The organism is Pantoea latae (assembly GCF_002077695.1).
GTDB classification, from domain to species: Bacteria; Pseudomonadota; Gammaproteobacteria; order Enterobacterales; family Enterobacteriaceae; genus Pantoea; species Pantoea latae.
This window is the reverse complement of record NZ_MWUE01000004.1, coordinates 325,379-350,767: the sequence shown is the minus strand read 5'-3', so window position 1 is coordinate 350,767 and position 25,389 is coordinate 325,379. Positions and strand designations below refer to the sequence as shown.

Sequence of the window (25,389 nt, the reverse complement as noted above, 5' to 3'; positions counted from 1 at the left end):
TATGAAGACGGTATTAGTCACGGCGTTCGAGCCTTTCGGCGGCGAAACGATCAATCCCTCGTGGGAAGCGGTGCGCGCGCTCGAAGGCAAAACGATTGGCGGCGCGCGCATCGTGGCGCGTCAGCTGCCGGTGGTTTTTAGCGACGTGCTCGGCGTGCTCTATGCCGCCATGGATGAAGTCGAGCCCGATTTGATTCTCTCGGTCGGCCAGGCGGGCGGGCGCAGCGATATCACCGTCGAGCGCATCGGCATTAACGTCGATGACGCGCGCATCGCCGACAACGCCGGCCAGCAGCCGGTGGATGAGCCGATCGTGGCGGACGGTCCGGCGGGCTATTTCTCCACGCTGCCGATCAAGGCGATAGTGGCCGCGCTGCGTTCAGCGGGCATTCCCGCATCGGTGTCGCAAACCGCCGGCACCTTTACCTGCAACCGCGTGATGTACGGCCTGCTGCACCGGCTGCATGCGCAGGGCAATGGCGTGCGCGGCGGTTTCGTGCATATTCCCTACCTGCCGGAGCAGGCGGCGCAGCATCCCGGCGCGCCCAGCATGGCGCGCGAGAGCGTAATGCAGGCGCTGGAGATCGCCATTCGCGTCTCGCTGGAGACGGAAACGGACCTGAAAGTCGCCGGCGGCGCCACGCACTAAGAGGACCAGCATGCCTGAAGGACCGGAGATCCGCCGCGCGGCGGATCAGCTTGAAGAAGCCATTGTCGGCAAGCCGTTGACGGACGTCTGGTTTGCCTTTCCCGAACTAAAAACCTACGAGCCTGCGCTGCTGGGCGAGCAGGTCAACGCCATCGAGACGCGCGGCAAAGCGCTGCTGACGCACTTTTCCAACGGTCTGACGCTCTACAGCCATAATCAGCTGTACGGCGTCTGGCGCGTGGTGGAGAGCGGCACGGTGCCGGAAACCAAACGCCAGCTGCGGGTGCGGCTGGCGGTCGCCGATCGCGCCATTTTGCTCTATAGCGCCTCGGATATTGAGCTGCTCAACGCCGAGTCGCTGGCGGCGCACCCGTTTCTCAATCGCGTCGGCCCCGATGTGCTCGACGCGCAGCTTGACGTGGCGACGGTGCGCGAGCGGCTGCTGTCGCCACGCTTTCGCCGTCGTCAGTTCAGCGGGCTGCTGCTCGATCAGGCGTTTCTGGCGGGGCTGGGCAACTATCTGCGCGTGGAGATCCTCTGGCAGGCGGGCCTGCTGGCGCAGCATCGCGCGCAGGATTTAACGGATGCGCAGCTTGACGTGCTTAGCGAGGCGCTGCTGGCGATACCGCGTCACTCTTACCGGATGCGCGGCACCATGAAGAAGTACCATCACGGCGCGGCGTTTCGCTTTGAGGTGTTTCACCGGCAGGGCAAAAAGTGCCGCCGCTGCGGCGAGATTATTCAGAAAGGAACCCTGTCGTCGCGGCCGTTTTACTGGTGTCCGGGTTGCCAGCACTAAAAGGGCACGGTCTATTGCTACAGACGACTTAAAAGCTTGAGGAGTGGGTAACCGGACCCGAGGAGCAAAGCGTCCCACGCCAGGGACAAAAACGCCGGGAGCGTTTTTGAACAACGCAACGCGTTGGCCCGGTGACGGGCGCACCTCAGGGATGAGGCGCGTAATCGTGCGCGCCGAGCTGGCAGGGATGCCGTTTTTTGCGTCTTTGCGATCGGGTCCGGTTACCCGCGACCGGCACCTTTCCTCCAGACAATGGAATCTCACCACCATAAAAAAGCGGAGATTTCTCTCCGCTCATAGTCTGATATATCGAGCCAACGCGAGTAACATAGCCCGATCGCAAAGTCGCTTTACGCATCCCTGCGCGCTCGGCCCACGCCATCCCTGGCGTGGGACGCTTTGCTCTTCGGGCCATGTTACCCGCTCTTCAGGCTTTTATGCGGCCTGAAGCAGAGTCCGCTGCGGTTATTTCTTCAGCGCAGAGTTAAACTCACGCTCGGTATAGCCGGTGTAAAGCTGACGCGGACGCGCAATTTTCATGCCTTCGTCATGCATCTCTTTCCAGTGGGCGATCCAGCCGACGGTGCGCGCCATGGCGAAAATCACGGTGAACATCGATGACGGAATCCCCATCGCTTTCAGAATAATGCCGGAGTAGAAATCGACGTTCGGGTAGAGTTTGCGCTCGATAAAGTAGGGGTCGTTCAGCGCAATGTGCTCCAGCTCCATCGCCACTTCCAGCAGGTCATCCTTCATGCCCAGCTCGTTCAGCACTTCATGGCAGGTCTCACGCATCACGGTGGCGCGCGGGTCGTAGTTCTTGTAGACGCGGTGACCAAAGCCCATCAGGCGGAAAGAGTCGTTTTTGTCTTTCGCGCGACGCACAAATTCCGGAATATGCTCAACGGTGCTGATCTCTTCCAGCATACGCAGGGTCGCTTCGTTCGCGCCGCCGTGCGCCGGTCCCCACAGCGAGGCGATGCCCGCGGCGATACAGGCGAACGGGTTAGCGCCGGACGAGCCCGCGGTGCGCACAGTAGAGGTCGAGGCGTTCTGCTCATGGTCGGCGTGCAGGATCAGAATACGGTCCATTGCGCGCTCCAGCACCGGGTTCACCTTGTACTCTTCGCACGGGGTGGCGAACATCATATGCAGGAAATTGCCGGCGTAGGAGAGATCGTTGCGCGGATAAACGAAAGGCTGGCCGATAGAATATTTGTAACACATCGCCGCCATGGTCGGCATCTTCGACAGCAGACGAAACGCGGCGATTTCACGGTGACGCTCATTATTCACATCCAGCGAATCGTGGTAGAACGCCGCCAGCGCGCCGGTCACGCCGCACATCACCGCCATCGGGTGCGAGTCGCGACGGAAGCCGTGGAACAGACGGGTAATCTGCTCGTGGATCATGGTGTGGCGGGTCACGGTCTCGCGGAATTCTTCAAACTGCTGCTGCGTTGGCGCTTCGCCGTTCAGCAGGATATAGCATACTTCCAGATAGTTAGAGTGGGTCGCTAACTGGTCGATAGGAAAACCGCGATGCAGCAGAATGCCTTCATCGCCGTCGATAAAGGTGATTTTGGATTCGCAGGACGCTGTAGAGGTGAAACCCGGATCGAAGGTGAAAAGGCCACTGGAGCCCAGGGCGCGGACATCAACCACATCCTGCCCAAGCGTGCCTTTCAGCACATCCAGCTCAAGAGCCGTGTCATCTTGTAGGGTTAGCGTCACTTTTTTATCTGTCATTTTCGTCTCCATAGCGCCTTATGTAAGTATGGATCTTAGACACCTGAAAAGCGGTCATGTTGCGGTCGCCATTAACTTCACAATAACACTCTGCGGTAACAACGCGGGTGCAGGGTACAGAGTGAGAGGCGTGTCCCAGCAGGGAACGAGGCAGTCATGAAAATCTGCATATCGCGGTTGTTAAAGATCCGGTCTGGACATAACTTCCTGGTAATCAACAACCTGTTGTTTTAGGGTGCTCACAATCAGAATGTTACATAACTTGTGCTTAGGGGAAAGTGTATCCCCATAACTTTTGTGCATCACTGGGATTTGATGCCCTAGTTTGTAACTGAATTGTTGAACTTTTGTCAAATCAGATAATTAAATTTGTATTAAATGTGAAATTCGTGAGTCGGATCACTGTTTCACCCAAATGTACCCAAAGAGATTGTAGGGTAATTGTAATAAGAATGTGATCGTCCTATACTGCCGCCAGGTCTCCGGAAACCCCCTGACACCAGGAGCCACCCAGCGTTTCTACCGCGTCAATTAACACTGGATGTTGCTGATTTGGTGACGGTTAAAGTCTGAACACACCTGTGATTCGACTCCGCCTCAGGGACCGGAGGAAGCAAAATAAAAAAGAGCTGTGTGGGCAAAACCGTGAAAAAACAAAGACCTGTCAACTTGGATCTCTCGACGATCCGGTTTCCCGTTACTGCAATATCGTCCATTCTCCACCGCGTTTCCGGCGTCATTACCTTTGTGGCTCTCGGTATCCTGCTCTGGTTGCTGGGCACATCTCTCTCTTCCCCGGAAGGTTTTCAGCATGCTGCCGCCATAATGGATAGCTTCTTTGTGAAGTTTATTCTGTGGGGCATTCTCACGGCGCTGGCATTCCACACCGTGGGTGGCATCCGTCATATGCTGATGGATTTTGGATACCTTGCTGAGACGCTGGCTATCGGCCGTCAATCCGCCTGGGTCTCCTTTGGCATTACTGTCGTGCTTTCAATTTTGGCTGGAGTTCTCGTATGGTAAGCAATGCATCCGCGTTGGGCCGTAGCGGCATTCAGGACTGGCTGCTGCTGCGCGCGTCGGCAATCCTCATCACGCTCTACATCCTTTACATTGTCGGCTTCATCGCCCTGACCGATACGCTGACCTATGATGTCTGGCGCGGCTTCTTCGCCTCGTCGTTCACCAAAGTCTTCACCCTGCTAACGCTGTTCTCGATTCTGATCCACGGCTGGATCGGAATGTGGCAGGTGCTGACCGATTACGTCAAGCATCTGGCCGTCCGCCTGATCCTGCAGATGGCGATCGTGGTCGCGCTGCTGTCGTATGCAATCTATGGAACTGTTGTGGTGTGGGGTGTGTAAATGAATTTGCCAGTCAGAGAATTTGATGCCGTAGTGATCGGCGCAGGCGGCGCAGGTATGCGCGCCGCACTGCAAATCTCCCAGTCGGGCCAGACCTGCGCCCTGTTATCAAAAGTTTTCCCGACCCGTTCCCACACCGTGTCCGCGCAGGGCGGTATCACCGTCGCGCTCGGCAACACCCATGAAGACAACTGGGAATGGCACATGTACGACACCGTCAAAGGTTCCGACTATATCGGCGACCAGGACGCGATTGAATATATGTGTAAAACCGGCCCGGAAGCGATTCTGGAGCTGGAGCATATGGGGCTGCCGTTCTCCCGTCTGGAGGATGGCCGCGTCTATCAGCGCCCGTTTGGCGGCCAGTCGAAAAACTTCGGCGGCGAGCAGGCGGCACGCACCGCGGCGGCGGCGGACCGTACCGGCCACGCGCTGCTGCACACGCTCTATCAGCAGAACCTGAAGAACAAAACCACCATCTTCTCCGAATGGTACGCGCTCGATCTGGTGAAAAACCAGGACGGCGCCATCGTCGGCTGCACCGCTATCTGCATTGAAACCGGCGAAACCGTCTACTTCAAAGCCAAAGCGACCATTCTGGCCACCGGCGGCGCAGGCCGTATCTACCAGTCCACCACCAACGCGCACATCAACACCGGTGACGGCGTGGGCATGGCGCTGCGCGCAGGCGTGCCGGTGCAGGACATGGAGATGTGGCAGTTCCACCCGACCGGCATCGCCGGCGCGGGCGTGCTGGTGACCGAAGGCTGCCGCGGCGAAGGTGGCTACCTGCTGAACAAACATGGCGAGCGCTTTATGGAGCGTTACGCCCCGAACGCTAAAGATCTGGCGGGCCGTGACGTCGTGGCGCGCTCGATGATGATCGAAATTCGCGAAGGCCGCGGCTGTGACGGCCCGTGGGGCCCGCACATCAAGCTGAAGCTCGACCATCTTGGCGCGGAGGTGCTGGAGTCGCGCCTGCCGGGCATCCTTGAGCTGTCGCGCACCTTTGCGCACGCCGATCCGGTTAAAGAGCCGATTCCGGTTATCCCGACCTGCCACTACATGATGGGCGGCATTCCGACCAAAGTGACCGGTCAGGCGCTGCGCGTTAACGCGCAGGGCGAAGATGAAGTGATCCCTGGCCTGTTCGCCGTCGGCGAAATCGCCTGCGTATCGGTGCACGGCGCCAACCGTCTCGGCGGCAACTCGCTGCTCGACCTGGTGGTGTTCGGCCGCGCGGCCGGCGTGCATCTGATGGAGTGCATCGAACAGCAGGGCCCGCTGCGCGACGCCACGCTGGAAGAGATCGACGCCGCCATGGCGCGCTTCAACCGCTGGGAAAACAACACCACCGGCGAAGACCCGGTGGAAATTCGTAAAGCGCTGCAGCGCTGCATGCAGAACAACTTCTCAGTATTCCGCGAAGGCGATGCGATGAAGCAGGGTCTGGCCGAGCTGAAACAGATTCGTGAGCGTCTGAAATCAGCCCGTCTGGATGACCGTTCACCGGACTTCAATACCCAGCGTATTGAGTGCCTGGAGCTGGATAACCTGATGGAAACGGCTTACGCCACGGCGGTCGCGGCAAACTTCCGCACCGAAAGCCGCGGCGCGCACAGTCGATTCGACTTCCCGGATCGCGATGATGAAAACTGGTTGTGCCACAGTCTCTACGTCCCCGAAACCGAGAGCATGACGCGCCGTGAGGTGAACATGCAGCCGAAACTGCGCGCGGCCTTCCCGCCGAAAGTGCGTACCTACTAATTGCGGAGACGATCATGAGACTCGAGTTTTCTATTTATCGCTACAATCCTGACGTCGACGCCGCGCCGCGCATGCAGGATTACACGCTGGAATCTGAAGACGGCCGCGACATGATGCTGCTGGACGCGCTCATCCGTCTGAAAGAGAAAGATCCGACGCTGGCGTTTCGTCGCTCCTGCCGTGAAGGCGTGTGCGGCTCCGACGGCCTCAATATGAACGGTAAAAATGGTCTGGCGTGTATCACGCCGGTCTCCGCGCTGGGCAACGGCACGAAGAAGATCGTTATCCGTCCGCTGCCGGGCCTGCCGGTGGTGCGCGACCTGGTCGTGGATATGGGGCAATTCTACGCGCAGTATGAGAAGATTAAGCCTTACCTGTTGAATAACGGAGAGAATCCGCCGGCGCGCGAGCATCTGCAGTCGCCTGCCGAGCGCGAGCATCTGGATGGTCTGTATGAGTGCATTCTCTGCGCCTGCTGCTCCACCTCGTGCCCGTCTTTCTGGTGGAACCCGGACAAGTTCGTCGGTCCGGCGGGTCTGCTGGCCGCCTATCGCTTCCTGATCGACAGCCGCGACACCGAAACTGAGGCGCGTCTCGACAACCTGAGCGACGCTTTCAGCGTTTTCCGCTGTCACAGCATCATGAACTGTGTGAGCGTCTGTCCGAAAGGACTCAACCCGACGCGCGCCATCGGCCACATCAAGTCGATGCTACTGCAACGGGGTGCGTAAAACAGTATCCGTCCGGGAACCTCAGGTTCCCGGCGTTTTACGGAAGCCTTGCTAAGCGCGGCAGCGCCACGCTTAGCAAGGTTCCCTTACGGGCAGGGCGCGTGTGAGCGCACAGGCTCGTATCGCTGAACTCACTACGGCAAACCGCGAAAGCGGCAACAAATGAAACCTCAAAAAAGCATAGTAATGCTTAAGGGATCACAATGCAGAACAGCGCGATGAAGCCCTGGCTGGACTCCTCCTGGCTGGCCGGCGCGAACCAGTCTTACATAGAGCAACTCTATGAGGATTTCCTGACCGATCCGGACTCTGTCGATGCAGTGTGGCGCACGATGTTCCAACAGCTGCCGGGCACCGGCGTGAAACCGGAACAGTTTCACTCCACCACGCGCGAATACTTCCGTCGCCTGGCAAAAGATGCATCTCGTTACACCTCCACCGTCTCCGATCCGGCCGCCAATTCTAAGCAGGTTAAAGTCCTGCAGCTGATTAACGCCTTTCGTTTCCGCGGCCATCAGCATGCGAATCTCGACCCGCTTGGCCTGTGGAAGCAGGATCGCGTCGCCGATCTCGACCCCGCCTTTCACGATCTGACCGACGCCGATTTTCAGGAAAGCTTTAACGTAGGCTCTTTCGCCATCGGCAAAGAGACCATGAAGCTGGCTGACCTCTATGACGCGCTGCAGCAGACCTATTGCGGCTCCATTGGTGCAGAGTACATGCACATCAACAACACCGAAGAGAAGCGCTGGATCCAGCAGCGTCTGGAATCGGTGGCGGGCCGCGCAGCGTTCAGCAGCGAAGAGAAAAAAGGTTTCCTGAAAGAGCTGACCGCGGCAGAGGGGCTGGAAAAATACCTCGGCGCGAAATTCCCCGGCGCGAAACGCTTCTCGCTTGAGGGCGGCGACGCGCTGATCCCGATGCTGCGCGAAATGATCCGTCACGCCGGCAAGAGCGGCACGCGCGAAGTGGTGCTGGGTATGGCGCACCGCGGTCGCTTGAACGTGCTGATCAACGTGCTGGGCAAAAAGCCGCAGGATCTCTTCGACGAGTTCGCCGGCAAGCATAAAGATCACCTCGGCACCGGCGACGTGAAGTACCACATGGGCTTCTCGTCTGACGTCGAAACCGAAGGCGGCCTGGTGCACCTGGCGCTGGCGTTCAACCCGTCGCATCTGGAGATCGTCAGCCCGGTGGTGATGGGCTCGGTGCGCGCGCGTCTCGATCGCCTCGATTCGCCGGGCAGCAACCAGGTTCTGCCGATCACCATCCACGGCGACGCCGCGGTTATCGGCCAGGGCGTGGTGCAGGAAACCCTGAACATGTCGCAGGCGCGCGGCTACGAAGTTGGCGGCACGGTGCGCATCGTGATCAACAACCAGGTGGGCTTCACCACCTCTAACCCGCGTGACGCGCGCTCCACGCCATACTGCACCGATATCGGCAAAATGGTGCTGGCGCCGATTTTCCACGTCAACGCGGACGATCCGGAAGCGGTGGCCTTTGTCACGCGCCTCGCACTCGACTATCGCAACACCTTCAAGCGCGACGTCTTTATCGACCTGGTTTGCTACCGTCGTCACGGCCACAACGAAGCCGACGAGCCAAGCGCGACCCAGCCGCTGATGTACCAGAAAATTAAAAAACATCCGACGCCGCGTAAGCTCTATGCCGATCGTCTGGCGGCAGAAGGCTCCGCCGGCGCGGAAGACGCCACTGAAATGGTCAACCTCTATCGCGACGCGCTGGACGCGGGCGAATGCGTGGTGCCGGAGTGGCGTCCGATGAGCCTGCACTCCTTTACCTGGTCGCCTTACCTCAACCACGAGTGGGATGAGAGCTATCCGGCGACCGTCGAGCCGAAACGTCTGCAGGAGCTGGCGCGCCGTATCAGCCAGATCCCGGAAGCGGTCGAGGTTCAGGCGCGCGTGGCGAAAATCTACAACGACCGCAAAGAGATGGCCGAAGGCAACAAGCCGTTCGACTGGGGCGGCGCGGAAAACCTGGCCTACGCCACGCTGGTGGATGAGGGCATTCCGGTGCGTCTCTCTGGCGAAGACTCCGGCCGCGGCACCTTCTTCCATCGTCATGCGGTGATCCATAACCAGGCCAACGGCTCGACCTACACGCCGCTGCACCATATCCACAACGGTCAGGGTCAGTTCAAGGTGTGGGACTCCGTGCTGTCGGAAGAGGCGGTGCTGGCGTTCGAATATGGCTACGCCACCGCCGAGCCGCGCACCCTGACCATCTGGGAAGCGCAGTTTGGCGACTTCGCCAACGGCGCGCAGGTGGTGATCGACCAGTTCATCAGCTCCGGCGAGCAGAAATGGGGCCGCATGTGTGGCCTGGTGATGCTGCTGCCGCACGGCTACGAAGGCCAGGGCCCGGAACACTCTTCGGCGCGTCTGGAGCGCTATCTGCAGCTCTGCGCCGAGCAGAATATGCAGGTGTGCGTGCCTTCCACGCCGGCGCAGGTTTACCACATGCTGCGTCGTCAGGCGCTGCGCGGGATGCGTCGTCCGCTGATCGTCATGTCGCCGAAATCGCTGCTGCGTCATCCGCTGGCGATCTCCTCGCTCGACGAGCTGGCCAACGGCAGCTTCCAGCCGGCCATTGGCGAAGTTGACGCGCTCGATCCGCAGCAGGTGAAACGCGTGGTGCTCTGCTCTGGCAAGGTCTACTACGATCTGCTGGAACAGCGCCGCAAAAACGAGCAGACCGATGTCGCTATCGTGCGCATCGAACAGCTCTATCCGTTCCCGCACAAAGCGGTGCAGGACGCGTTAAAAGATTATGCCCATGTGCAGGATTTCGTCTGGTGTCAGGAAGAGCCGCTGAATCAGGGCGCATGGTATTGTAGCCAGCATCACTTCCGCGAAGTGGTTCCGTTTGGCGCCTCGCTGCGCTATGCGGGCCGTCCGGCTTCCGCTTCACCGGCTGTGGGCTATATGTCCGTACATCAACAACAGCAGCAAGACCTGGTTAATGACGCGCTGAACCTTGGTTAATTTAAAAGGAAAGATAATGAGTAGCGTAGATATTCTCGTTCCCGACCTGCCTGAATCCGTTGCCGATGCCACCGTGGCAACCTGGCACAAAAAACCAGGCGATGCGGTAAGCCGCGACGAAGTGCTGGTAGAGATCGAAACCGACAAAGTGGTGCTGGAAGTGCCAGCCCAGGCTGACGGCGTGCTGGAAGCCGTGCTGGAAGAGGAAGGCGCGACCGTCACCTCACGCCAGATTCTGGGCCGCCTGAAAGAGGGCAACAGCGCCGGTAAAGAGACCAGCGCCAAAGCAGACAGCAAAGAGTCGACCCCGGCGCAGCGCCAGACCGCCTCGCTGGAAGAAGAGAGCAACGATGCGCTGAGCCCGGCCATCCGTCGCCTGATCGCCGAGCACGATCTGGACGCGTCGCAGATTAAAGGCAGCGGCGTCGGCGGCCGTATCACGCGCGAAGATGTGGAAAAACATCTGGCGAACAAACCTGCCGCCGCGAAAGCCGCGCCGGCCGCCGCTGAAGCGGCGCCGCAGCAGGCCGTCGCTAACCGCAGCGAAAAACGCGTGCCGATGACCCGTCTGCGCAAGCGCGTGGCGGAGCGTCTGCTGGAAGCGAAGAACAGCACCGCGATGCTGACCACCTTCAACGAAGTGAACATGAAGCCGATCATGGATCTGCGCAAGCAGTACGGCGACGCCTTCGAGAAGCGTCACGGCGTGCGTCTGGGCTTTATGTCTTTCTACCTGAAAGCGGTGGTTGAAGCGCTGAAGCGTTTCCCGGAAGTGAACGCCTCTATCGACGGCGAAGATGTGGTTTACCACAACTACTTCGACGTCAGCATCGCCGTCTCCACGCCGCGCGGCCTGGTGACCCCGGTGCTGAAAGATGTCGACGCGCTGAGCATGGCGGACATCGAGAAGAAAATCAAAGAGCTGGCGGTGAAAGGCCGCGACGGCAAGCTGACGGTCGACGAGCTGACCGGCGGCAACTTCACCATCACCAACGGCGGCGTCTTCGGCTCGCTGATGTCGACGCCGATCATCAACCCGCCGCAGAGCGCTATCCTGGGCATGCACGCCATCAAGGATCGTCCGATGGCGGTAAATGGTCAGGTGGTGGTGCTGCCGATGATGTATCTGGCGCTCTCCTACGATCACCGCCTGATCGACGGCCGCGAATCGGTCAGCTATCTGGTGGCGGTGAAAGAGCTGCTGGAAGATCCGGCGCGTCTGCTGCTGGACGTCTGATTTTCACCGGGCGCGCCGCGCAAGGCGCGCCCAACCTAATTACTCTTTTCAGACCTGAATGGATAGAACATCATGAACTTACACGAATACCAGGCGAAACAGCTGTTTGCACGGTATGGTATGCCGGCTCCGACCGGCTACGCCTGCACGACGCCACGCGAAGCGGAAGAAGCGGCCTCTAAAATTGGCGCCGGTCCGTGGGTAGTGAAATGTCAGGTTCATGCCGGTGGACGCGGTAAAGCGGGCGGCGTGAAAGTGGTGAACAGCAAGGAAGAGATCCGCGCTTTCGCTGAGCACTGGCTGGGCAAACGTCTGGTGACCTATCAAACTGACGCCGACGGCCAGCCGGTCAACCAGATCCTGGTGGAAGCGGCGACCGATATCGATCAGGAACTCTATCTGGGCGCGGTTGTCGATCGCGCAACCCGTCGCGTGGTCTTTATGGCCTCGACCGAAGGCGGCGTTGAGATTGAGAAAGTGGCGGAAGAGACCCCGCACCTGATCCACAAAATGGCGCTCGATCCGCTGACCGGCCCGCAGCCTTACCAGGGCCGCGAGCTGGCGTTTAAACTCGGCCTGACCGGCAAACAGGTTAGCCAGTTCACCAAGATCTTTATGGGTCTGGCGACGCTGTTCCTGGAGCGCGACCTGGCGCTGGTTGAGATCAACCCGCTGGTGATCACCAAACAGGGCGATCTGGTCTGCCTCGACGGCAAGCTGGGCGTGGACGGCAACGCGCTGTTCCGTCAGCCGGAGCTGCGCGAAATGCGCGATCCGAGCCAGGAAGACCCGCGCGAAGCGCACGCGACACAGTGGGAACTGAACTACGTGGCGCTGGAAGGCAACATCGGCTGTATGGTTAACGGCGCAGGCCTGGCGATGGGCACCATGGACATCGTTAAGCACCACGGCGGCCAGCCGGCTAACTTCCTCGACGTCGGCGGCGGCGCCACCAAAGAGCGCGTGACCGAAGCCTTTAAAATCATCCTCTCCGACGACGCGGTGAAAGCGGTATTCGTCAACATCTTCGGCGGCATCGTGCGCTGCGACCTGATTGCCGACGGCATCATCGGCGCGGTGGCTGAAGTGGGCGTCAACGTGCCGGTGGTGGTGCGTCTGGAAGGAAACAACGCTGAGCTGGGCGCACAGAAACTGGCGGACAGCGGACTGAATATCATTGCAGCAACCAGCCTGACCGACGCGGCACAGCGCGTTGTTGCGGCTGCGGAGGGGAAATAATGTCAATTCTGATCGACAAAAACACTAAAGTGATTTGCCAGGGGTTCACTGGCGGTCAGGGTACCTTCCACTCTGAGCAGGCGCTGGCATACGGCACCCAGCTGGTCGGTGGCGTGACGCCGGGCAAAGGCGGCACCACGCACCTTGGCCTGCCGGTGTTCAACACCGTGCGTGAAGCGGTAGAAGCGACCGGCGCGACGGCGACCGTGATCTACGTTCCGGCGCCGTTCTGCAAAGACGGCATCCTGGAAGCGATCGACGCGGGCATCAAGCTGATCATCACCATCACCGAAGGCATCCCGACGCTGGATATGCTGACCATCAAGGTGAAGCTGGACGAAGCGGGCGTGCGCATGATCGGACCGAACTGTCCGGGCGTGATCACCCCAGGCGAATGCAAAATCGGCATCATGCCGGGCCACATTCACCAGCCAGGCCGCGTCGGCATCGTGTCGCGTTCCGGCACCCTGACCTATGAAGCGGTAAAGCAGACCACGGACATCGGCTACGGCCAGTCCACCTGTGTCGGCATTGGCGGCGACCCGATCCCAGGCTCTAACTTTATCGACATCCTGAAAATGTTCCAGGATGACCCGCAGACCGAAGCGATCGTGATGATCGGCGAAATCGGCGGCAGCGCGGAAGAAGAGGCGGCGGCGTTCATTAAAGAGCACGTTACCAAACCGGTTGTCGGCTATATCGCGGGCGTTACCGCGCCGAAAGGCAAGCGTATGGGCCACGCAGGCGCCATCATCGCAGGCGGTAAAGGCACGGCGGACGAGAAGTTCGCGGCGCTGGAAGCGGCCGGCGTGAAAACCGTTCGCAGCCTGGCGGATATCGGCGACGCGGTAAAAGCGGTGCTGCCAGCTAAATAAGCGCGTTTCACACGCCATCAGCCACCTTTCGAGGTGGCTTTTTTTTGCCTGTCACAAAGCAAAAAGCGGCGTGCAGGCGCCGCTATTTTTATGCTCTCTTTTACTTATGAAGGTTAAAGAATATAAGGGGAAGGTAACTGTTTTCTTAATTAAGCAAACTGACTTTGACAACTAATTAACAATATTCTTTAGGCTACATATCTGGCGAATAAAAGCGTTAATTCAGATCAATAAACTTCGACATTTAACAAACTTTACCGCTGGCAAAGCCTAAGCCAACCGGTTTAAATTGCGCTGCATCAATTCAGTCGTTTCCAAAAACATCCAGGAGATTGTGCCAGGCGGCTATATAACCCCTGCCAGCGGCGCTTCTCTCTCGCCTGCCTGAACGCACTGAACTGATCGCTTTCGGGGAATTTTCACCACTGTTACTCGCTCACGTCGGGCCGCGGAGGAAGATGATCCGTCGGTAACAAAAACTGGAATCAATAATCAGTCGTTCCTGAATCTTACTCTGCGCATCACATCCTGTTGTTTGCCGTTGTTATTCGCAGAGCAAATTCATGCGAGGAGCAAGGAGTCATTAATGTTTGATATCGTCGAGCTGTCGCGTTTACAGTTTGCCTTAACGGCGATGTACCATTTTCTGTTTGTCCCGCTAACGCTCGGTATGGCGTTTTTGCTGGCGATCATGGAGACGGTCTACGTCCTGAGCGGCAAACAGATCTATAAAGATATGACCAAATTCTGGGGCAAGCTGTTCGGCATTAACTTTGCGCTGGGCGTCGCCACCGGGCTGACCATGGAGTTTCAGTTCGGCACCAACTGGTCTTACTACTCTCACTACGTCGGCGACATCTTCGGTGCGCCGCTCGCCATTGAAGGGCTGATGGCGTTCTTCCTCGAATCCACCTTTGTCGGGCTGTTTTTCTTCGGCTGGGATCGCCTGGGCAAACGGCAGCATCTGGCGGTCACCTGGCTGGTGGCGCTCGGCTCCAACCTCTCCGCGCTCTGGATCCTGGTGGCGAACGGCTGGATGCAGAACCCTATCGCCTCCGAGTTCAACTACGAAACCATGCGCATGGAGATGCTGAGCTTCTCCGAGCTGGTGCTTAATCCGGTGGCGCAGGTGAAGTTCGTGCACACCGTCGCGGCGGGCTACACCACCGGTGCGATGTTTATTCTCGGCATCAGCGCCTGGTATCTGCTGAAAGGGCGCGACATCGCCTTCGCGAAACGCTCGTTCGCCATCGCCGCCAGCTTCGGCATGGCCGCGGTGCTGTCGGTAATTGTGCTCGGCGACGAGTCGGGCTACGAGATGGGCGACGTGCAGAAAACCAAGCTGGCCGCCATCGAAGCCGAATGGGAGACCCAGCCCGCGCCGGCCGCCTTTACGCTGTTTGGCCTGCCGGATCAGGAGAACCAGGAGAACGCCGACGCGGTGCAGATCCCCGGTCTGCTGGGGCTGATCGCCACGCGATCCATCGATACGCCGGTCACCGGCCTGAAAGATTTGATGGCGCAGCATGAGGTGCGCATCCGCAACGGCATGAAGGCCTATACGCTGCTGAACCAGCTGCGCAGCGGCAGCGCGGATCCCGCGGTGCGCGAAGCCTTCAACCAGAGCAAGCAGGATCTGGGTTACGGCCTGCTGCTGAAACGCTACACGCCGAACGTGGCGGACGCCACCGAGGCGCAGATCCAGCAGGCGGTGAAAGACTCAATTCCGCGCGTGGCGCCGCTCTACTTCGCCTTCCGCATTATGGTGCTGGCAGGTGTGCTGCTGCTGGGCATCATTACCTTCTCCTTCTGGAGCGTTATCCGCAACCGCGTCGGCAAACATCGCTGGCTGCTGAAAGCGGCGCTCTACGGCATACCGCTGCCGTGGATTGCCGTCGAGGCGGGCTGGTTCGTCGCCGAGTATGGCCGTCAGCCCTGGGCGATCGGCGAAGTGCTGCCGACCTCGGTGGCCAACTCCTCGCTGACCGTGGGCGATCTGCTCTTTTCCATGCTGCTGATCTGCGGTCTCTACACGCTGTTCCTTGTGGCGGAAATGTATCTGATGTTTAAGTTCGCGCGTCTTGGCCCCAGCAGCCTGAAAACCGGACGCTATCACCATGAGCAGGTCGCGGCAGCGGCTGAGCCGGCACGCGGTTAAGGAGAGCAACCATGTTTGATTATGAAGTACTGCGCTTTGTCTGGTGGCTGCTGATCGGCATTCTGCTGGTGGGCTTCGCGGTGGCGGACGGCTTTGATATGGGCGTTGGCATGCTGACGCGTCTGATGGGGCGCAACGACACCGAGCGCCGCATTATGATCAACAGCATCGCGCCGCACTGGGACGGCAACCAGGTCTGGCTGATCACCGCCGGCGGCGCGCTGTTCGCCGCCTGGCCGATGGTCTATGCCGCCGCCTTCTCCGGCTTCTACGTGGCGATGATTCTGGTGCTGGCGTCGCTCTTTTTTCGTCCGGTGGGTTTCGATTATCGTTCTAAAATTGAAGATATGCGCTGGCGCGGCATGTGGGACTGGGGCGTCTTTATCGGCAGCTTCGTGCCGCCGCTGGTGATCGGTGTGGCGTTCGGCAATCTGCTGCAGGGCGTGCCGTTCCGCGCGGATGAGTATCTACGCCTTGATTACACCGGCAACTTCTTTCAGCTGCTCAATCCGTTTGGGCTGCTGGCGGGGGTGATCAGCGTGGCGATGATCCTGACGCAGGGCGCGACCTATTTACAGATGCGCACCGTCGGCGAACTGCACGCGCGGTCGCGCGCCGTGGCGCAGGTGACGGCGCTGGTGATGATGGCTGGCTTCGCGCTGGCGGGCGTCTGGGTGAAATATGGCATCGACGGCTATGTGGTGACCAGCGCCATCGACCACCACGCGGCGTCGAACCCGCTGGGGAAAACCGTGGTGCGCGAGGCGGGCGCCTGGCTGGCGAACTTTAATCATCTGCCGGCGCTGTGGCTCTTCCCGCTGCTCGGCGTGGTGCTGCCGCTGCTGACGGTGCTGTTCTCGCGCGCGGAGAAGGGCGGCTGGGCGTTTGTCAGCTCGTCGCTGACGCTGGCGTGCGTCATCATGACCGCCGGCATCGCGCTGTTTCCCTTTATTATGCCGTCGAGCATCGAACCCGGCATGAGCCTGACGATGTGGGACGCCACCTCGAGCCAGCGCACGCTGACGGTGATGACCTTCGCGGCGATGATTTTCGTGCCGATCATTCTGGCCTACACCAGCTGGTGCTACTACAAAATGTACGGACGCATCACCAAAGAACATATCGAGCGCAATACGCACTCTCTCTACTGATTAAGGAGTTGAAGCATGTGGTATTTTGCCTGGATCCTCGGCACGCTGCTGGCCTGCGCCTTTGGCATCATCACCGCGCTGGCGATTGAGCATGTTGAAGACAGCGCCGCGCAGGATGAGCGCGCCTGATGCGCAAGCTGATTCGGACGTCATATCGTCTGATGGACAAAGGGCCTTTGCGGGCCCTTTCGCTCATCCTGGCGCTGATCGTCGCGGGCTGTTTGTTCTGGGATCCCTCGCGCTACGCCGCGCACACCAGCACGTTGTCGGTCTGGCAGGGGGTGTTGGTGATCTGGGCGGTTTGCGCCGGGGTGATCCACGGCGTGGGCTTCCGTCCGCGCCGCACGCGCTGGCAGGCACTCTTCTCGCCGGCGCTGGCCCTGATCGCGCTGCTGTTCGCTCTCTACTGGTTCTGGCGCTAGCCGCCCGCATCGCCGCTGGCGATGGAGTATTGTCAGCGGTCGGTCAAGATATCTGCCGCAAATCCTTCCGATTGTTTCCGTCTGATAATTATTTTCTCCTGGCTCTGGCATCCCATTCCCAACCCCAAATCTCTTGCGTATAGTAGCAACGTTTAAAAACGAGACCGGGATGTAGAGTGAGTACAACGCTGTTTCGCTGGCCGGTTCGGGTCTATTACGAAGATACCGACGCCGGTGGCGTGGTTTACCATGCCAGCTATATCGCTTTTTATGAACGAGCACGTACCGAAATGCTGCGTCAGCGCCATTTCAATCAGCACACCCTGCTGGAGCAGCAGGTTGCTTTTGTGGTGCGGCGCATAACGGTGGACTATGTTTCGGCGGCACGTCTCGATGACCTTCTGGAGATCCAGAGCGAAGTCACCGCGATGACGCGTGCGACCATGACGTTTTCCCAGCGTATCGTGAATGCAGAAGGCAAAGTCCTGAATGAAGCAGAAGTCCTGATTGCCTGCATCAACCCACATCTTATGAAGCCGATTGCGCTTCCCAAGTCTATTGTCGCGGAGTTCAAGCAGTGACTGACATGAACGTTCTTGATTTGTTCCTGAAGGCAAGCCTTCTGGTCAAACTTATCATGTTGATTTTGATCGGCTTTTCCATTGCTTCCTGGGCCATCATTATTCAGCGCACCCGTATTTTGAATGCGGCGGGCCGCGAGGCGGAAGCGTTCGAGGACAAATTCTGGTCCGGCATCGAGCTGTCGCGCCTCTATCAGGAGAGCCAGGGGCGTCGCGAAGAGCTGAGCGGCTCCGAGCAGATCTTCTACGCGGGCTTTAAAGAGTTCGCACGCCTGCACCGCGCCAACAGCCACGCGCCCGAAGCGGTGGTGGAAGGCGCCAGCCGCGCGATGCGCATCTCGATGAACCGCGAGCTGGAGGCGCTGGAGAACCATATTCCTTTCCTCGGCACCGTCGGCTCGATCAGCCCCTATATCGGCCTGTTCGGCACCGTCTGGGGCATCATGCACGCCTTTATTGCGCTCGGCGCGGTGAAGCAGGCGACGCTGCAGATGGTCGCGCCCGGCATCGCCGAAGCGCTGATCGCCACCGCGATCGGCCTGTTCGCCGCGATCCCGGCGGTCATGGCCTATAACCGACTGAACCAGCGCGTCAACAAGCTGGAGCAGGGCTACGACAACTTTATGGAAGAGTTCACGGCCATCCTGCACCGTCAGGCTTTCTCCAGCGAAAACGCGAAGTAAGCGGAGGTAACCATGGCCAGAGTACGTGGTCGCGGCCGCCGCGACCTGAAATCGGAAATCAACATCGTTCCGCTGCTCGACGTCCTGCTGGTGCTGCTGCTGATTTTTATGGCGACAGCGCCGATCATTACCCAGAGCGTAGAAGTGGATCTGCCGGACGCCACCGACTCGAAAACGGTCTCCAGCGACGATAATCCGCCGGTGATCGTCGAGGTCTCAGGCGTCGGCCAGTACAGCCTGGTGGTGGATCACGATCGTATGGAGCAGCTGCCGCCGGAACAGGTGGTGAGCGAGGCGCAGCGTCGCATTGAGGCGAATCCAAAAACCGTCTTCTTGATCGGCGGCGCGAAGGATGTGCCCTACGACGAAATTATTAAAGCGCTGAACCTGCTGCATCAGGCAGGCGTTAAATCTGTCGGTTTGATGACGCAGCCGATTTAAAGTCGAACCGTTTTTTGGGAACCGAGTGTGTCGAAGGCAACCGAGCAAAACGAGAAGTTAAAGCGCGCGATAATCATATCGGTGGCTCTGCACATCGTGCTGATCGCGCTGCTGGTCTGGAGCTCGTTTAACGAGAATATAGAGGCGAGCGGCGGTGGCGGCGGCAGCGATATCGACGCGGTCATGGTCGATCCGGGCGCCGTGGTCGAGCAGTACAATCGTCAGCAGAACCAGAAAAGCGACAGCCAGCGCGCCGAGCAGCAGCGTGAAAAACAGGCGCAGCAGCAGGCTGAAGAGCTGCAGCAGAAGCAGGCTGCCGAACAGCAGCGTCTGAAAGCGCTGGAGAAAGAGCGCCTGCAGGCGCAGGAAGCGGCGAAGGCGCAGGCTGAGCAGCAGAAACAGGCGGAAGCGGCGGCGAAAGCGGCGCAGGAGCAGCAGAAAGCGGCCGAGGCGGCCGCCGCGCAGGCGAAGGCGGACGCAAAAGCGGAAGCGCAGGCGCAGGCGAAAGCGGCTGCCGAGGCGGCGCAGAAGGCGGAAGAGCAGGCGAAACAGGCCGCCGCCGACGCGAAGAAAAAGGCGGAAGAGCAGGCGAAAGCCGTGGCCGCCGCCGCCGCGAAAGAGAAAGCGGTCGCCGACGCGAAAGCGGCAGCCGACGCCAAAGCGAAAGCGGCGGCAGAGGCGAAGGCGAAGGCGGCGCAGGAGGCGAAAGCCAAAGCGGCCGAGGAAGCGAAAGAGAAAGCTGAAGCGGCCAAAGAGAAGGCGGCCGAAGAGGCGAAAGAAAAAGCTGAGGCGGCAAAAGAGAAGGCCGCTCAGGACGCGAAAGAGAAAGCCGAGGCGGCGAAAGCGAAAGCCGCGCAGGAAGCGAAAGAGAAGGCGGAAGCCGCGAAAGAGAAAGCGGCGGCCGAGGCGAAAGCCAAAGCGGACGCGGCGGCGAAGGCGAAAGCGGCGGCCGATGCGAAGAAAAAAGCGGCGGCGGAAGCGGCGAAAAACAGCAGCGACGTTGACGATCTGCTAGGCGGCCTGACTTCTGGTAAGAATGCACCGAAAAGTGGCACCGCCGGCACTGCTGGCGGCGCGGCGGCAGGGCAGGGCAATCAGAAGAAAGCCGGTGCGTCAGGCGCAGAGATTAACTCTTATCTGGGACAGGTTGTGGGGGCGATTCAGAGCCGCTTCTACGATGCTGACACTTTCAAAGGGAAAGAGTGTAACCTGCGTATCAAGCTGGCACCGGATGGTTTGCTGATTGACGTTAAATCGGAAGGTGGCGACCCGGCGTTATGCCAGGCAGCGATCACGGCGGCGAAGCAGGCGCGTATTCCTAAGCCGCCATCGCAGGCCGTGTATGAAGTGTTTAAAAACGCACCGATGCGTTTCAAACCGGAATAATGCAGTAACCCACGGCAGGTTGGACTAAGGTTAGCTTGCCGTACTTAACGAATACTCGTGTTTTTCAGGAACTGTGCGAATTATCATGAACTCAGGTTCAGGTAAGGGAGAAAAGATGAAGCAGGCACTTCGTGTAACCTTAGGTTTTTTTGTTCTGCTGTGGGCTGCGATGCTCCACGCAGAAGTACGCATTGAAATTACGCAGGGCGTCAACACCGCGCGCCCCATTGGTGTGGTGCCGTTTAAATGGGCGGGCTCAGGCGCGGCGCCTGAAGATGTTGGCGGCATTGTCTCTGCTGACCTGCGCAACAGCGGCAAATTCAATCCTATCGACCGTTCACGTCTGCCTCAGCAGCCGACCAGCGCGCAGGAAGTGCAGCCTGCCGCCTGGAGCGCCCTGGGCATCGACGCGGTGGTGGTCGGTCAGGTCACGCCTAATCCCGATGGCAGCTATCAGATCGCCTATCAGCTGGTGGACACCGGCGGCGCGCCGGGCACCGTTCTGGCGCAGAACTCCTACAAGGTCACCAAACAGTGGCTGCGCTACGCGGCGCACACCGCCAGTGACGAAGTGTTCGAGAAGCTGACCGGTATTAAAGGGGCGTTCCGCACCCGTATCGCCTATGTGGTGCAGACCAACGGCGGTCAGTTCCCGTATGAACTGCGCGTTTCAGACTACGATGGCTTTAACCAGTTTGTCGTTCACCGCTCGCCTCAGCCGCTGATGTCGCCGGCCTGGTCGCCAGACGGCAGCAAAGTGGCCTATGTGACCTTTGAAAGCGGTAAATCGGCGCTGGTGGTGCAAACGCTGTCAAACGGCGCCATCCGTCAGGTTGCCTCGTTCCCGCGCCACAACGGTGCGCCGTCCTTCTCGCCGGACGGCACCAAGCTGGCTTTCGCGCTGTCGAAAACCGGTAGCCTGAACCTCTATGTGATGGACCTGGCGTCTGGCCAGACCCGCCAAATCACCGACGGTCGCTACAACAGCACTGAGCCGAGCTGGTTCCCGGATAGCCAGACGCTGGCCTACACCTCGGATCAGGCTGGTGCGCCTCAGATTTATAAAATTGGTATCAACGGCGGTGCGCCACAGCGTATTACCTGGGAAGGAGCACAAAACCAGGATGCGGACGTCTCTGCCGATGGTAAAACCATGGTGATGATCAGCAGCGCCGGTGGCGCTCAGCATGTCGCCAAACAGGATCTGGTAACGGGAGCCGTTCAAACGTTAACGAGCACGTTCCTGGATGAATCGCCAAGTCTGGCGCCAAACGGCACGATGGTAATCTATAGCTCTACTCAGGGGATGGGTTCCGTGTTGCAGTTGGTATCAACAGATGGGCGTTTCAAAGCGCGTCTTCCGGCAACTGATGGACAGGTAAAATCACCTGCCTGGTCGCCGTATCTGTAATGCATAGGTCCCCTGCGTAGCGGGGGGTTAAATGTATGATAATCAATATAACAGGATAAAAAAATGCAACTGAACAAAGTGCTGAAAGGGTTGATGCTGGCTCTGCCGGTTCTGGCTGTAGCCGCGTGTAGCTCACACAAAAACAACAACAACGACCAGACCGGCATGGGCGCAGACGGCGCTTACGGCAACGGCGCTGGCATGAACGGCAGCGGCAACGGCAACATGTCTTCTGATGAGCAGGCGCGTCTGCAGATGCAGCAGCTGCAGCAGAACAACATCGTTTACTTCGGCCTGGACAAATATGACGTCCAGTCTGATTACGCTCAGATGCTGGACCAGCATGCTGCTTTCCTGCGTAGCAACCCGTCATACAAAGTGACCATCGAAGGTCACGCGGATGAGCGCGGTACGCCGGAATACAACATCGCGCTGGGCGAGCGTCGTGCTAACGCCGTGAAGATGTACCTGCAGGGCAAAGGCGTGTCGGCTGACCAGATGTCTATCGTCTCTTACGGTAAAGAGAAACCGGCTGTGCTGGGTCATGACGAATCGGCTTACTCTAAAAACCGTCGTGCCGTTCTGGTCTACTAAGAGAATCACATGATTAGTAACTTCAGACTTCATCTGTTGAGTCTGTCGTTACTGGTTGGCGTAGCGGCCCCCTGGGCCGCTAATGCCCAGGCGTCAATCAGTAGCGTCGGCTCTGGCTCGGTCGAAGACCGTGTCACCACTCTTGAACGAATTTCCAACGCCCAGGCTCAGCTTCTGCAGCAACTGCAGCAGCAGATGAGCGACAACCAAAGCGATATCGACGCGCTGCGTGGGCAAATCCAGCAAAACAGCTATCAGCTAAATCAGGTGATCGAGCGGCAGAAGCAGCTCTATCAGCAGATCGACAGCCTGAGCAGCAGTAGCACCAGCAGCGCGGCGCAAAGCGGCGCAGAGGCGCCAGCGGCAACCGCAGACGCGGGCGCGGCGGCAGGCGGCGCAGCAGCCTCGTCGGGCGCGCCGGTGCAGAGCGGCGACGCCAACAGCGACTACAACGCCGCGGTGGCGCTGATTCTGGAAAAGAAACAGTATGACCAGGCGATCGCCGCGCTGCAGGCGTGGGTGAAACGCTATCCCGATTCAACCTACCAGCCGAACGCCAACTACTGGCTGGGGCAGTTGAACTACAACAAAGGTAAAAAAGACGACGCGGCCTACTATTACGCCACCGTGGTCAAAAATTACCCGAAGTCGCCGAAGGCGTCTGAAGCGTTGCTAAAGGTTGGCGTCATCATGCAGGAGAAAAACGACACGGCGAAAGCCAAAGCGGTTTACCAGCAGGTGCTCAAACTTTACCCCAACACCGATTCAGCGAAACAGGCGCAAAAACGTCTCGACGGGCTGTAATTTGTGCAGCCAGCACCGGAATTTGCCTGATTTCTGGTCTGGCAGCATGAAAGGTAAGCAGTTGAACTCCCTTGCGGAAAATAAGGGTTGCGCTACCTCGGTAAATCAGTAATATATGCCGCCGTTGCCGGGACAGAATGCAAATGTGTCTGGCAAGCCTGAAGATGGGTCGTTAGCTCAGTTGGTAGAGCAGTTGACTTTTAATCAATTGGTCGCAGGTTCGAATCCTGCACGACCCACCATCTTCCCAGCGAGCAGATAACCGCTTCTGTTCCTGAGAAACTTCAGCACCGCTTCACAGCCTTAAGATGGGTCGTTAGCTCAGTTGGTAGAGCAGTTGACTTTTAATCAATTGGTCGCAGGTTCGAATCCTGCACGACCCACCATCTTTAACGCAGGCTTCAGGTTTGCGGGTTGTCAGCACCCAGCGGGTCGTTAGCTCAGTTGGTAGAGCAGTTGACTTTTAATCAATTGGTCGCAGGTTCGAATCCTGCACGACCCACCAATTCAAAAAGAAGCGCCCAATGGGCGCTTTTTTTGTTTCTGCGCTATGCCATTTCTTAAAGCCATTCCATTGTCACACTGGCGCGGGGTTAACGGGTCCGAAGAGCAAAGCGTCCGAGCCAGGAGGGCGAGGCCGACCCACAGGGAAGTGGGTTTCCTTTGCGATCGGACCCGTTAACCCTGTGCCACGCACGTACTCTGAAGCAACTCCGCCAAAACCCTTAGCCAGAACTTTAAAGTATTTAGCACCTACTTTGCTTTCGCAGGCGCCAGGCTCTCCCAGATATGCATCACCGCATAGCTGCGCCACGGCCGCCACTGCTGCGAGCGCGCCTCCGCCTCGGCGGGCTTCAGACCGCCCAGATTATTACGGATGGCGATATCCTCCTTAGGAAAGGCATCCGGCCAGCGCAGGGCGCGCATCGCAATATAGTGCGCCGTCCAGGGGCCGATCCCCGGCAGCGCCACCAGCTGCTTCATCACCGACTCCGGCGACTGAGTGGCGTTAAAGCGCAACGACTCCCCGGCGCACGCCTGCGCAAAGGCGATAATGGCGCGCGAGCGCGCGCTGACGATGCCGAGCGGCGCCACATCGTCCACCGTCAGGCTGGCGATGCGATCCGGCCGCGCGGCGCAGCGCGTCAGATCGGCAAAGGGCGTCTCGCAGAGCTCGCCAAAGGCGGCGGCAAAACGGCTGCTCACCGTGGTCGCGGCCTTCACCGTCACCTGCTGGCCGATAATGGCGCGCACTCCAAGCTCAAACGCGTCGAACGCGCCCGGCACGCGCAGGCCGGGGCTGCGCGCCAGACTCGGCGCCAGCAGCGCATCCTGCGCCAGACGGGCGGCGATAAGCTGCGGCTGCGCGTTGAGGTCGAAAAGATCGCGCAGGCGACGCAGCAGCAGCGGCAGCACCGGGGTCAGCGAGGTGGAAAACTCAACCCGCAGCGCGTTCTTAGCCGGCAAATGCGACACGCTCACCCAGCCGCGGCAGCGGCCCAGCGCCACGGTGCGCCGATAGGCGCCATCCTGCACCGCCTCCACCTCCTTCATCAGATGCGTCTGCAAAAACGCCAGCATCGCCGACCAGTCATACGGCGGGCGATAAACCAGCAGCAGCGTGGCGCTGTCGCCTGACTGCGCGTCGACCGCGGCGTCGACGCCCCTGCGCAGCGCGCTCGGCGTCATGCGATAGCGCGCCTGAAACACGTCGTTAAAGCGGCGCAGGCTGCGAAAGCCGCTGGCGTAGGCCACCTCCGTCACCGGCAGCCGCGTCTCTGTCAGCAGCTGCTTCGCCAGCAGCATACGGCGCGTCTGCCGCAGCTCCAGCGGCGACACCCCCAGCTCCTGCTGCACGATGCGGCGCAGCTGACGCAGGCTCATGCCGAACTCGGCGGCGATCGCCTCCAGCCCCTCGCGCTCCTCCAGCAGCCCCTCCTCAATGCGCTGAATCAGCCTGTCCGCCACGCGGTGAGGCTGATCGACCGGCGCGTTGCCGGGTGCCAGCTCGGGCCGACAGCGCAGGCAGGGGCGAAAGTGCGCCTTTTCCGCCGCTTCGGCGCTGGCGAAAAACAGACAGTTCTTCTGCTGCGGCGGCTTAACCGGGCAGATGGGGCGGCAGTAAATGCCGGTGGAGGTGACGCCAACGAAAAACACGCCGTCAAAACGGGTATCGCGCGAAGTCAGGGCCTGCCAGGCCGTTTCTGAATCAAACATAATCACTCCTGCAAATAAACAGAGCCTATACCCGCTTTGTGCTGCGCACTCGCTGTTTTCGGACAGCAAAGCAGTTTACCCTGATGACCGAAAACGGCCAGCGCGCCCGCGTCAACATGC

At 59.4% G+C, this 25,389-nt stretch carries 23 protein-coding genes and 3 tRNA genes; 24 read left to right on the top strand and 2 right to left on the bottom strand.

Going from position 1 to position 25,389, the window contains the following annotated elements:
* Window position 1: 1 nt before the first annotated feature.
* Complete coding sequence (gene pcp, locus B2J69_RS03115) at window positions 2-649, top strand: pyroglutamyl-peptidase I (RefSeq protein WP_081136294.1); 648 nt, start codon at window positions 2-4, stop codon at window positions 647-649.
* A gap of 10 nt (window positions 650-659) precedes the next feature.
* On the top strand, window positions 660-1,448 hold the full coding sequence (nei, locus tag B2J69_RS03110) for an endonuclease VIII (protein ID WP_081136291.1): 789 nt from the start codon (window positions 660-662) through the stop codon (window positions 1,446-1,448).
* 465 nt (window positions 1,449-1,913) lie between these two features.
* Here nei and B2J69_RS03105 read toward each other — a convergent pair whose 3' ends face one another.
* Window positions 1,914-3,197: a citrate synthase gene (locus B2J69_RS03105; RefSeq protein ID WP_081136288.1), complete on the bottom strand. Its 1,284-nt coding sequence runs from the start codon at window positions 3,195-3,197 to the stop codon at window positions 1,914-1,916.
* A 633-nt stretch (window positions 3,198-3,830) separates the two neighbouring features.
* Between B2J69_RS03105 and sdhC the strand changes: the two genes are divergently transcribed.
* The 22 genes from sdhC to B2J69_RS02995 all read left to right on the top strand — a co-directional run bounded on the left by sdhC (window position 3,831) and on the right by B2J69_RS02995 (window position 23,557).
* Window positions 3,831-4,220: a succinate dehydrogenase cytochrome b556 subunit gene (sdhC, locus tag B2J69_RS03100; RefSeq protein ID WP_081136285.1), complete on the top strand. Its 390-nt coding sequence runs from the start codon at window positions 3,831-3,833 to the stop codon at window positions 4,218-4,220.
* On the top strand, window positions 4,214-4,561 hold the full coding sequence (sdhD, locus tag B2J69_RS03095; RefSeq protein WP_081136283.1) for a succinate dehydrogenase membrane anchor subunit: 348 nt from the start codon (window positions 4,214-4,216) through the stop codon (window positions 4,559-4,561). The genes sdhC and sdhD overlap by 7 nt, the downstream gene beginning before the upstream one ends.
* Window positions 4,562-6,328: a succinate dehydrogenase flavoprotein subunit gene (gene sdhA / locus B2J69_RS03090; RefSeq protein WP_081136280.1), complete on the top strand. Its 1,767-nt coding sequence runs from the start codon at window positions 4,562-4,564 to the stop codon at window positions 6,326-6,328.
* A 14-nt stretch (window positions 6,329-6,342) separates the two neighbouring features.
* Window positions 6,343-7,059: a succinate dehydrogenase iron-sulfur subunit gene (locus B2J69_RS03085; RefSeq protein WP_081136277.1), complete on the top strand. Its 717-nt coding sequence runs from the start codon at window positions 6,343-6,345 to the stop codon at window positions 7,057-7,059.
* A gap of 203 nt (window positions 7,060-7,262) precedes the next feature.
* On the top strand, window positions 7,263-10,070 hold the full coding sequence (sucA, locus tag B2J69_RS03080; RefSeq protein ID WP_081136274.1) for a 2-oxoglutarate dehydrogenase E1 component: 2,808 nt from the start codon (window positions 7,263-7,265) through the stop codon (window positions 10,068-10,070).
* A 16-nt stretch (window positions 10,071-10,086) separates the two neighbouring features.
* Window positions 10,087-11,307 carry a 2-oxoglutarate dehydrogenase complex dihydrolipoyllysine-residue succinyltransferase gene (gene odhB / locus B2J69_RS03075; protein ID WP_081136271.1) on the top strand — a complete coding sequence of 407 codons (1,221 nt, stop codon included), beginning with the start codon at window positions 10,087-10,089 and terminating at the stop codon, window positions 11,305-11,307.
* Between the two features lie 72 nt (window positions 11,308-11,379).
* A complete protein-coding gene (gene sucC, locus B2J69_RS03070; RefSeq protein WP_033751700.1) occupies window positions 11,380-12,546 on the top strand; it encodes an ADP-forming succinate--CoA ligase subunit beta in 1,167 nt (388 codons plus the stop codon).
* Window positions 12,546-13,421, top strand: coding sequence for a succinate--CoA ligase subunit alpha (gene sucD, locus B2J69_RS03065; RefSeq protein WP_033751698.1), 876 nt, complete (start codon window positions 12,546-12,548; stop codon window positions 13,419-13,421). The genes sucC and sucD overlap by 1 nt, the downstream gene beginning before the upstream one ends.
* A 586-nt stretch (window positions 13,422-14,007) precedes the next feature.
* Entirely contained in the window at window positions 14,008-15,579 is a 1,572-nt protein-coding gene (gene cydA, locus B2J69_RS03060; protein ID WP_081136269.1) for a cytochrome ubiquinol oxidase subunit I, read from the top strand.
* Between the two features lie 11 nt (window positions 15,580-15,590).
* Window positions 15,591-16,730: a cytochrome d ubiquinol oxidase subunit II gene (gene cydB, locus B2J69_RS03055; protein ID WP_081136268.1), complete on the top strand. Its 1,140-nt coding sequence runs from the start codon at window positions 15,591-15,593 to the stop codon at window positions 16,728-16,730.
* 15 nt (window positions 16,731-16,745) lie between these two features.
* A complete protein-coding gene (cydX, locus tag B2J69_RS03050) occupies window positions 16,746-16,859 on the top strand; it encodes a cytochrome bd-I oxidase subunit CydX (protein ID WP_081136266.1) in 114 nt (37 codons plus the stop codon).
* Window positions 16,859-17,152, top strand: a complete 294-nt coding sequence (gene ybgE / locus B2J69_RS03045) for a cyd operon protein YbgE (RefSeq protein ID WP_081136264.1) — start codon at window positions 16,859-16,861, stop codon at window positions 17,150-17,152. Before cydX ends, ybgE begins: the two co-directional genes overlap by 1 nt.
* A 176-nt stretch (window positions 17,153-17,328) precedes the next feature.
* Complete coding sequence (gene ybgC, locus B2J69_RS03040) at window positions 17,329-17,733, top strand: tol-pal system-associated acyl-CoA thioesterase (RefSeq protein ID WP_081136263.1); 405 nt, start codon at window positions 17,329-17,331, stop codon at window positions 17,731-17,733.
* Window positions 17,730-18,416, top strand: coding sequence for a Tol-Pal system protein TolQ (gene tolQ, locus B2J69_RS03035; protein ID WP_081136261.1), 687 nt, complete (start codon window positions 17,730-17,732; stop codon window positions 18,414-18,416). The genes ybgC and tolQ overlap by 4 nt, the downstream gene beginning before the upstream one ends.
* A 12-nt stretch (window positions 18,417-18,428) precedes the next feature.
* On the top strand, window positions 18,429-18,857 hold the full coding sequence (gene tolR, locus B2J69_RS03030) for a colicin uptake protein TolR (protein ID WP_033751683.1): 429 nt from the start codon (window positions 18,429-18,431) through the stop codon (window positions 18,855-18,857).
* A gap of 27 nt (window positions 18,858-18,884) precedes the next feature.
* Complete coding sequence (tolA, locus tag B2J69_RS03025) at window positions 18,885-20,243, top strand: cell envelope integrity protein TolA (protein WP_081136259.1); 1,359 nt, start codon at window positions 18,885-18,887, stop codon at window positions 20,241-20,243.
* A 115-nt stretch (window positions 20,244-20,358) separates the two neighbouring features.
* The gene (gene tolB, locus B2J69_RS03020; RefSeq protein ID WP_081136257.1) at window positions 20,359-21,654 is read left to right on the top strand and encodes a Tol-Pal system beta propeller repeat protein TolB; all 1,296 of its coding nucleotides are present in this window, start codon (window positions 20,359-20,361) and stop codon (window positions 21,652-21,654) included.
* Window positions 21,655-21,717: 63 nt separating this feature from the next.
* Window positions 21,718-22,248 carry a peptidoglycan-associated lipoprotein Pal gene (gene pal / locus B2J69_RS03015; protein WP_081136255.1) on the top strand — a complete coding sequence of 177 codons (531 nt, stop codon included), beginning with the start codon at window positions 21,718-21,720 and terminating at the stop codon, window positions 22,246-22,248.
* Window positions 22,249-22,257: 9 nt separating this feature from the next.
* The gene (gene cpoB, locus B2J69_RS03010) at window positions 22,258-23,052 is read left to right on the top strand and encodes a cell division protein CpoB (RefSeq protein ID WP_081136253.1); all 795 of its coding nucleotides are present in this window, start codon (window positions 22,258-22,260) and stop codon (window positions 23,050-23,052) included.
* Between the two features lie 166 nt (window positions 23,053-23,218).
* A tRNA-Lys gene (locus tag B2J69_RS03005) sits at window positions 23,219-23,294 on the top strand.
* Window positions 23,295-23,362: 68 nt separating this feature from the next.
* A tRNA-Lys gene (locus tag B2J69_RS03000) sits at window positions 23,363-23,438 on the top strand.
* Window positions 23,439-23,481: 43 nt separating this feature from the next.
* A tRNA-Lys gene (locus B2J69_RS02995) sits at window positions 23,482-23,557 on the top strand.
* 248 nt (window positions 23,558-23,805) lie between these two features.
* Here the strand turns inward: B2J69_RS02995 and B2J69_RS02990 are convergent.
* On the bottom strand, window positions 23,806-25,269 hold the full coding sequence (locus tag B2J69_RS02990) for an AlkA N-terminal domain-containing protein (RefSeq protein WP_081136251.1): 1,464 nt from the start codon (window positions 25,267-25,269) through the stop codon (window positions 23,806-23,808).
* Window positions 25,270-25,389 lie beyond the last annotated feature (120 nt).

Coding starts and splice junctions, on each gene's coding strand:
- cydA (WP_081136269.1), top strand. CDS start 14,008: ATGTTTGATATCGTCGAGCTGTCGCGTTTACAGTTTGCCTTAACGGCG.
- sdhA (WP_081136280.1), top strand. CDS start 4,562: ATGAATTTGCCAGTCAGAGAATTTGATGCCGTAGTGATCGGCGCAGGC.
- odhB (WP_081136271.1), top strand. CDS start 10,087: ATGAGTAGCGTAGATATTCTCGTTCCCGACCTGCCTGAATCCGTTGCC.
- sucC (WP_033751700.1), top strand. CDS start 11,380: ATGAACTTACACGAATACCAGGCGAAACAGCTGTTTGCACGGTATGGT.
- pcp (WP_081136294.1), top strand. CDS start 2: ATGAAGACGGTATTAGTCACGGCGTTCGAGCCTTTCGGCGGCGAAACG.
- tolR (WP_033751683.1), top strand. CDS start 18,429: ATGGCCAGAGTACGTGGTCGCGGCCGCCGCGACCTGAAATCGGAAATC.
- sdhD (WP_081136283.1), top strand. CDS start 4,214: ATGGTAAGCAATGCATCCGCGTTGGGCCGTAGCGGCATTCAGGACTGG.
- pal (WP_081136255.1), top strand. CDS start 21,718: ATGCAACTGAACAAAGTGCTGAAAGGGTTGATGCTGGCTCTGCCGGTT.
- sucA (WP_081136274.1), top strand. CDS start 7,263: ATGCAGAACAGCGCGATGAAGCCCTGGCTGGACTCCTCCTGGCTGGCC.
- cydX (WP_081136266.1), top strand. CDS start 16,746: ATGTGGTATTTTGCCTGGATCCTCGGCACGCTGCTGGCCTGCGCCTTT.
- B2J69_RS03105 (WP_081136288.1), bottom strand. CDS start 3,197: ATGACAGATAAAAAAGTGACGCTAACCCTACAAGATGACACGGCTCTT.
- cydB (WP_081136268.1), top strand. CDS start 15,591: ATGTTTGATTATGAAGTACTGCGCTTTGTCTGGTGGCTGCTGATCGGC.
- tolB (WP_081136257.1), top strand. CDS start 20,359: ATGAAGCAGGCACTTCGTGTAACCTTAGGTTTTTTTGTTCTGCTGTGG.
- B2J69_RS02990 (WP_081136251.1), bottom strand. CDS start 25,269: ATGTTTGATTCAGAAACGGCCTGGCAGGCCCTGACTTCGCGCGATACC.
- cpoB (WP_081136253.1), top strand. CDS start 22,258: ATGATTAGTAACTTCAGACTTCATCTGTTGAGTCTGTCGTTACTGGTT.
- sucD (WP_033751698.1), top strand. CDS start 12,546: ATGTCAATTCTGATCGACAAAAACACTAAAGTGATTTGCCAGGGGTTC.
- B2J69_RS03085 (WP_081136277.1), top strand. CDS start 6,343: ATGAGACTCGAGTTTTCTATTTATCGCTACAATCCTGACGTCGACGCC.
- nei (WP_081136291.1), top strand. CDS start 660: ATGCCTGAAGGACCGGAGATCCGCCGCGCGGCGGATCAGCTTGAAGAA.
- ybgE (WP_081136264.1), top strand. CDS start 16,859: ATGCGCAAGCTGATTCGGACGTCATATCGTCTGATGGACAAAGGGCCT.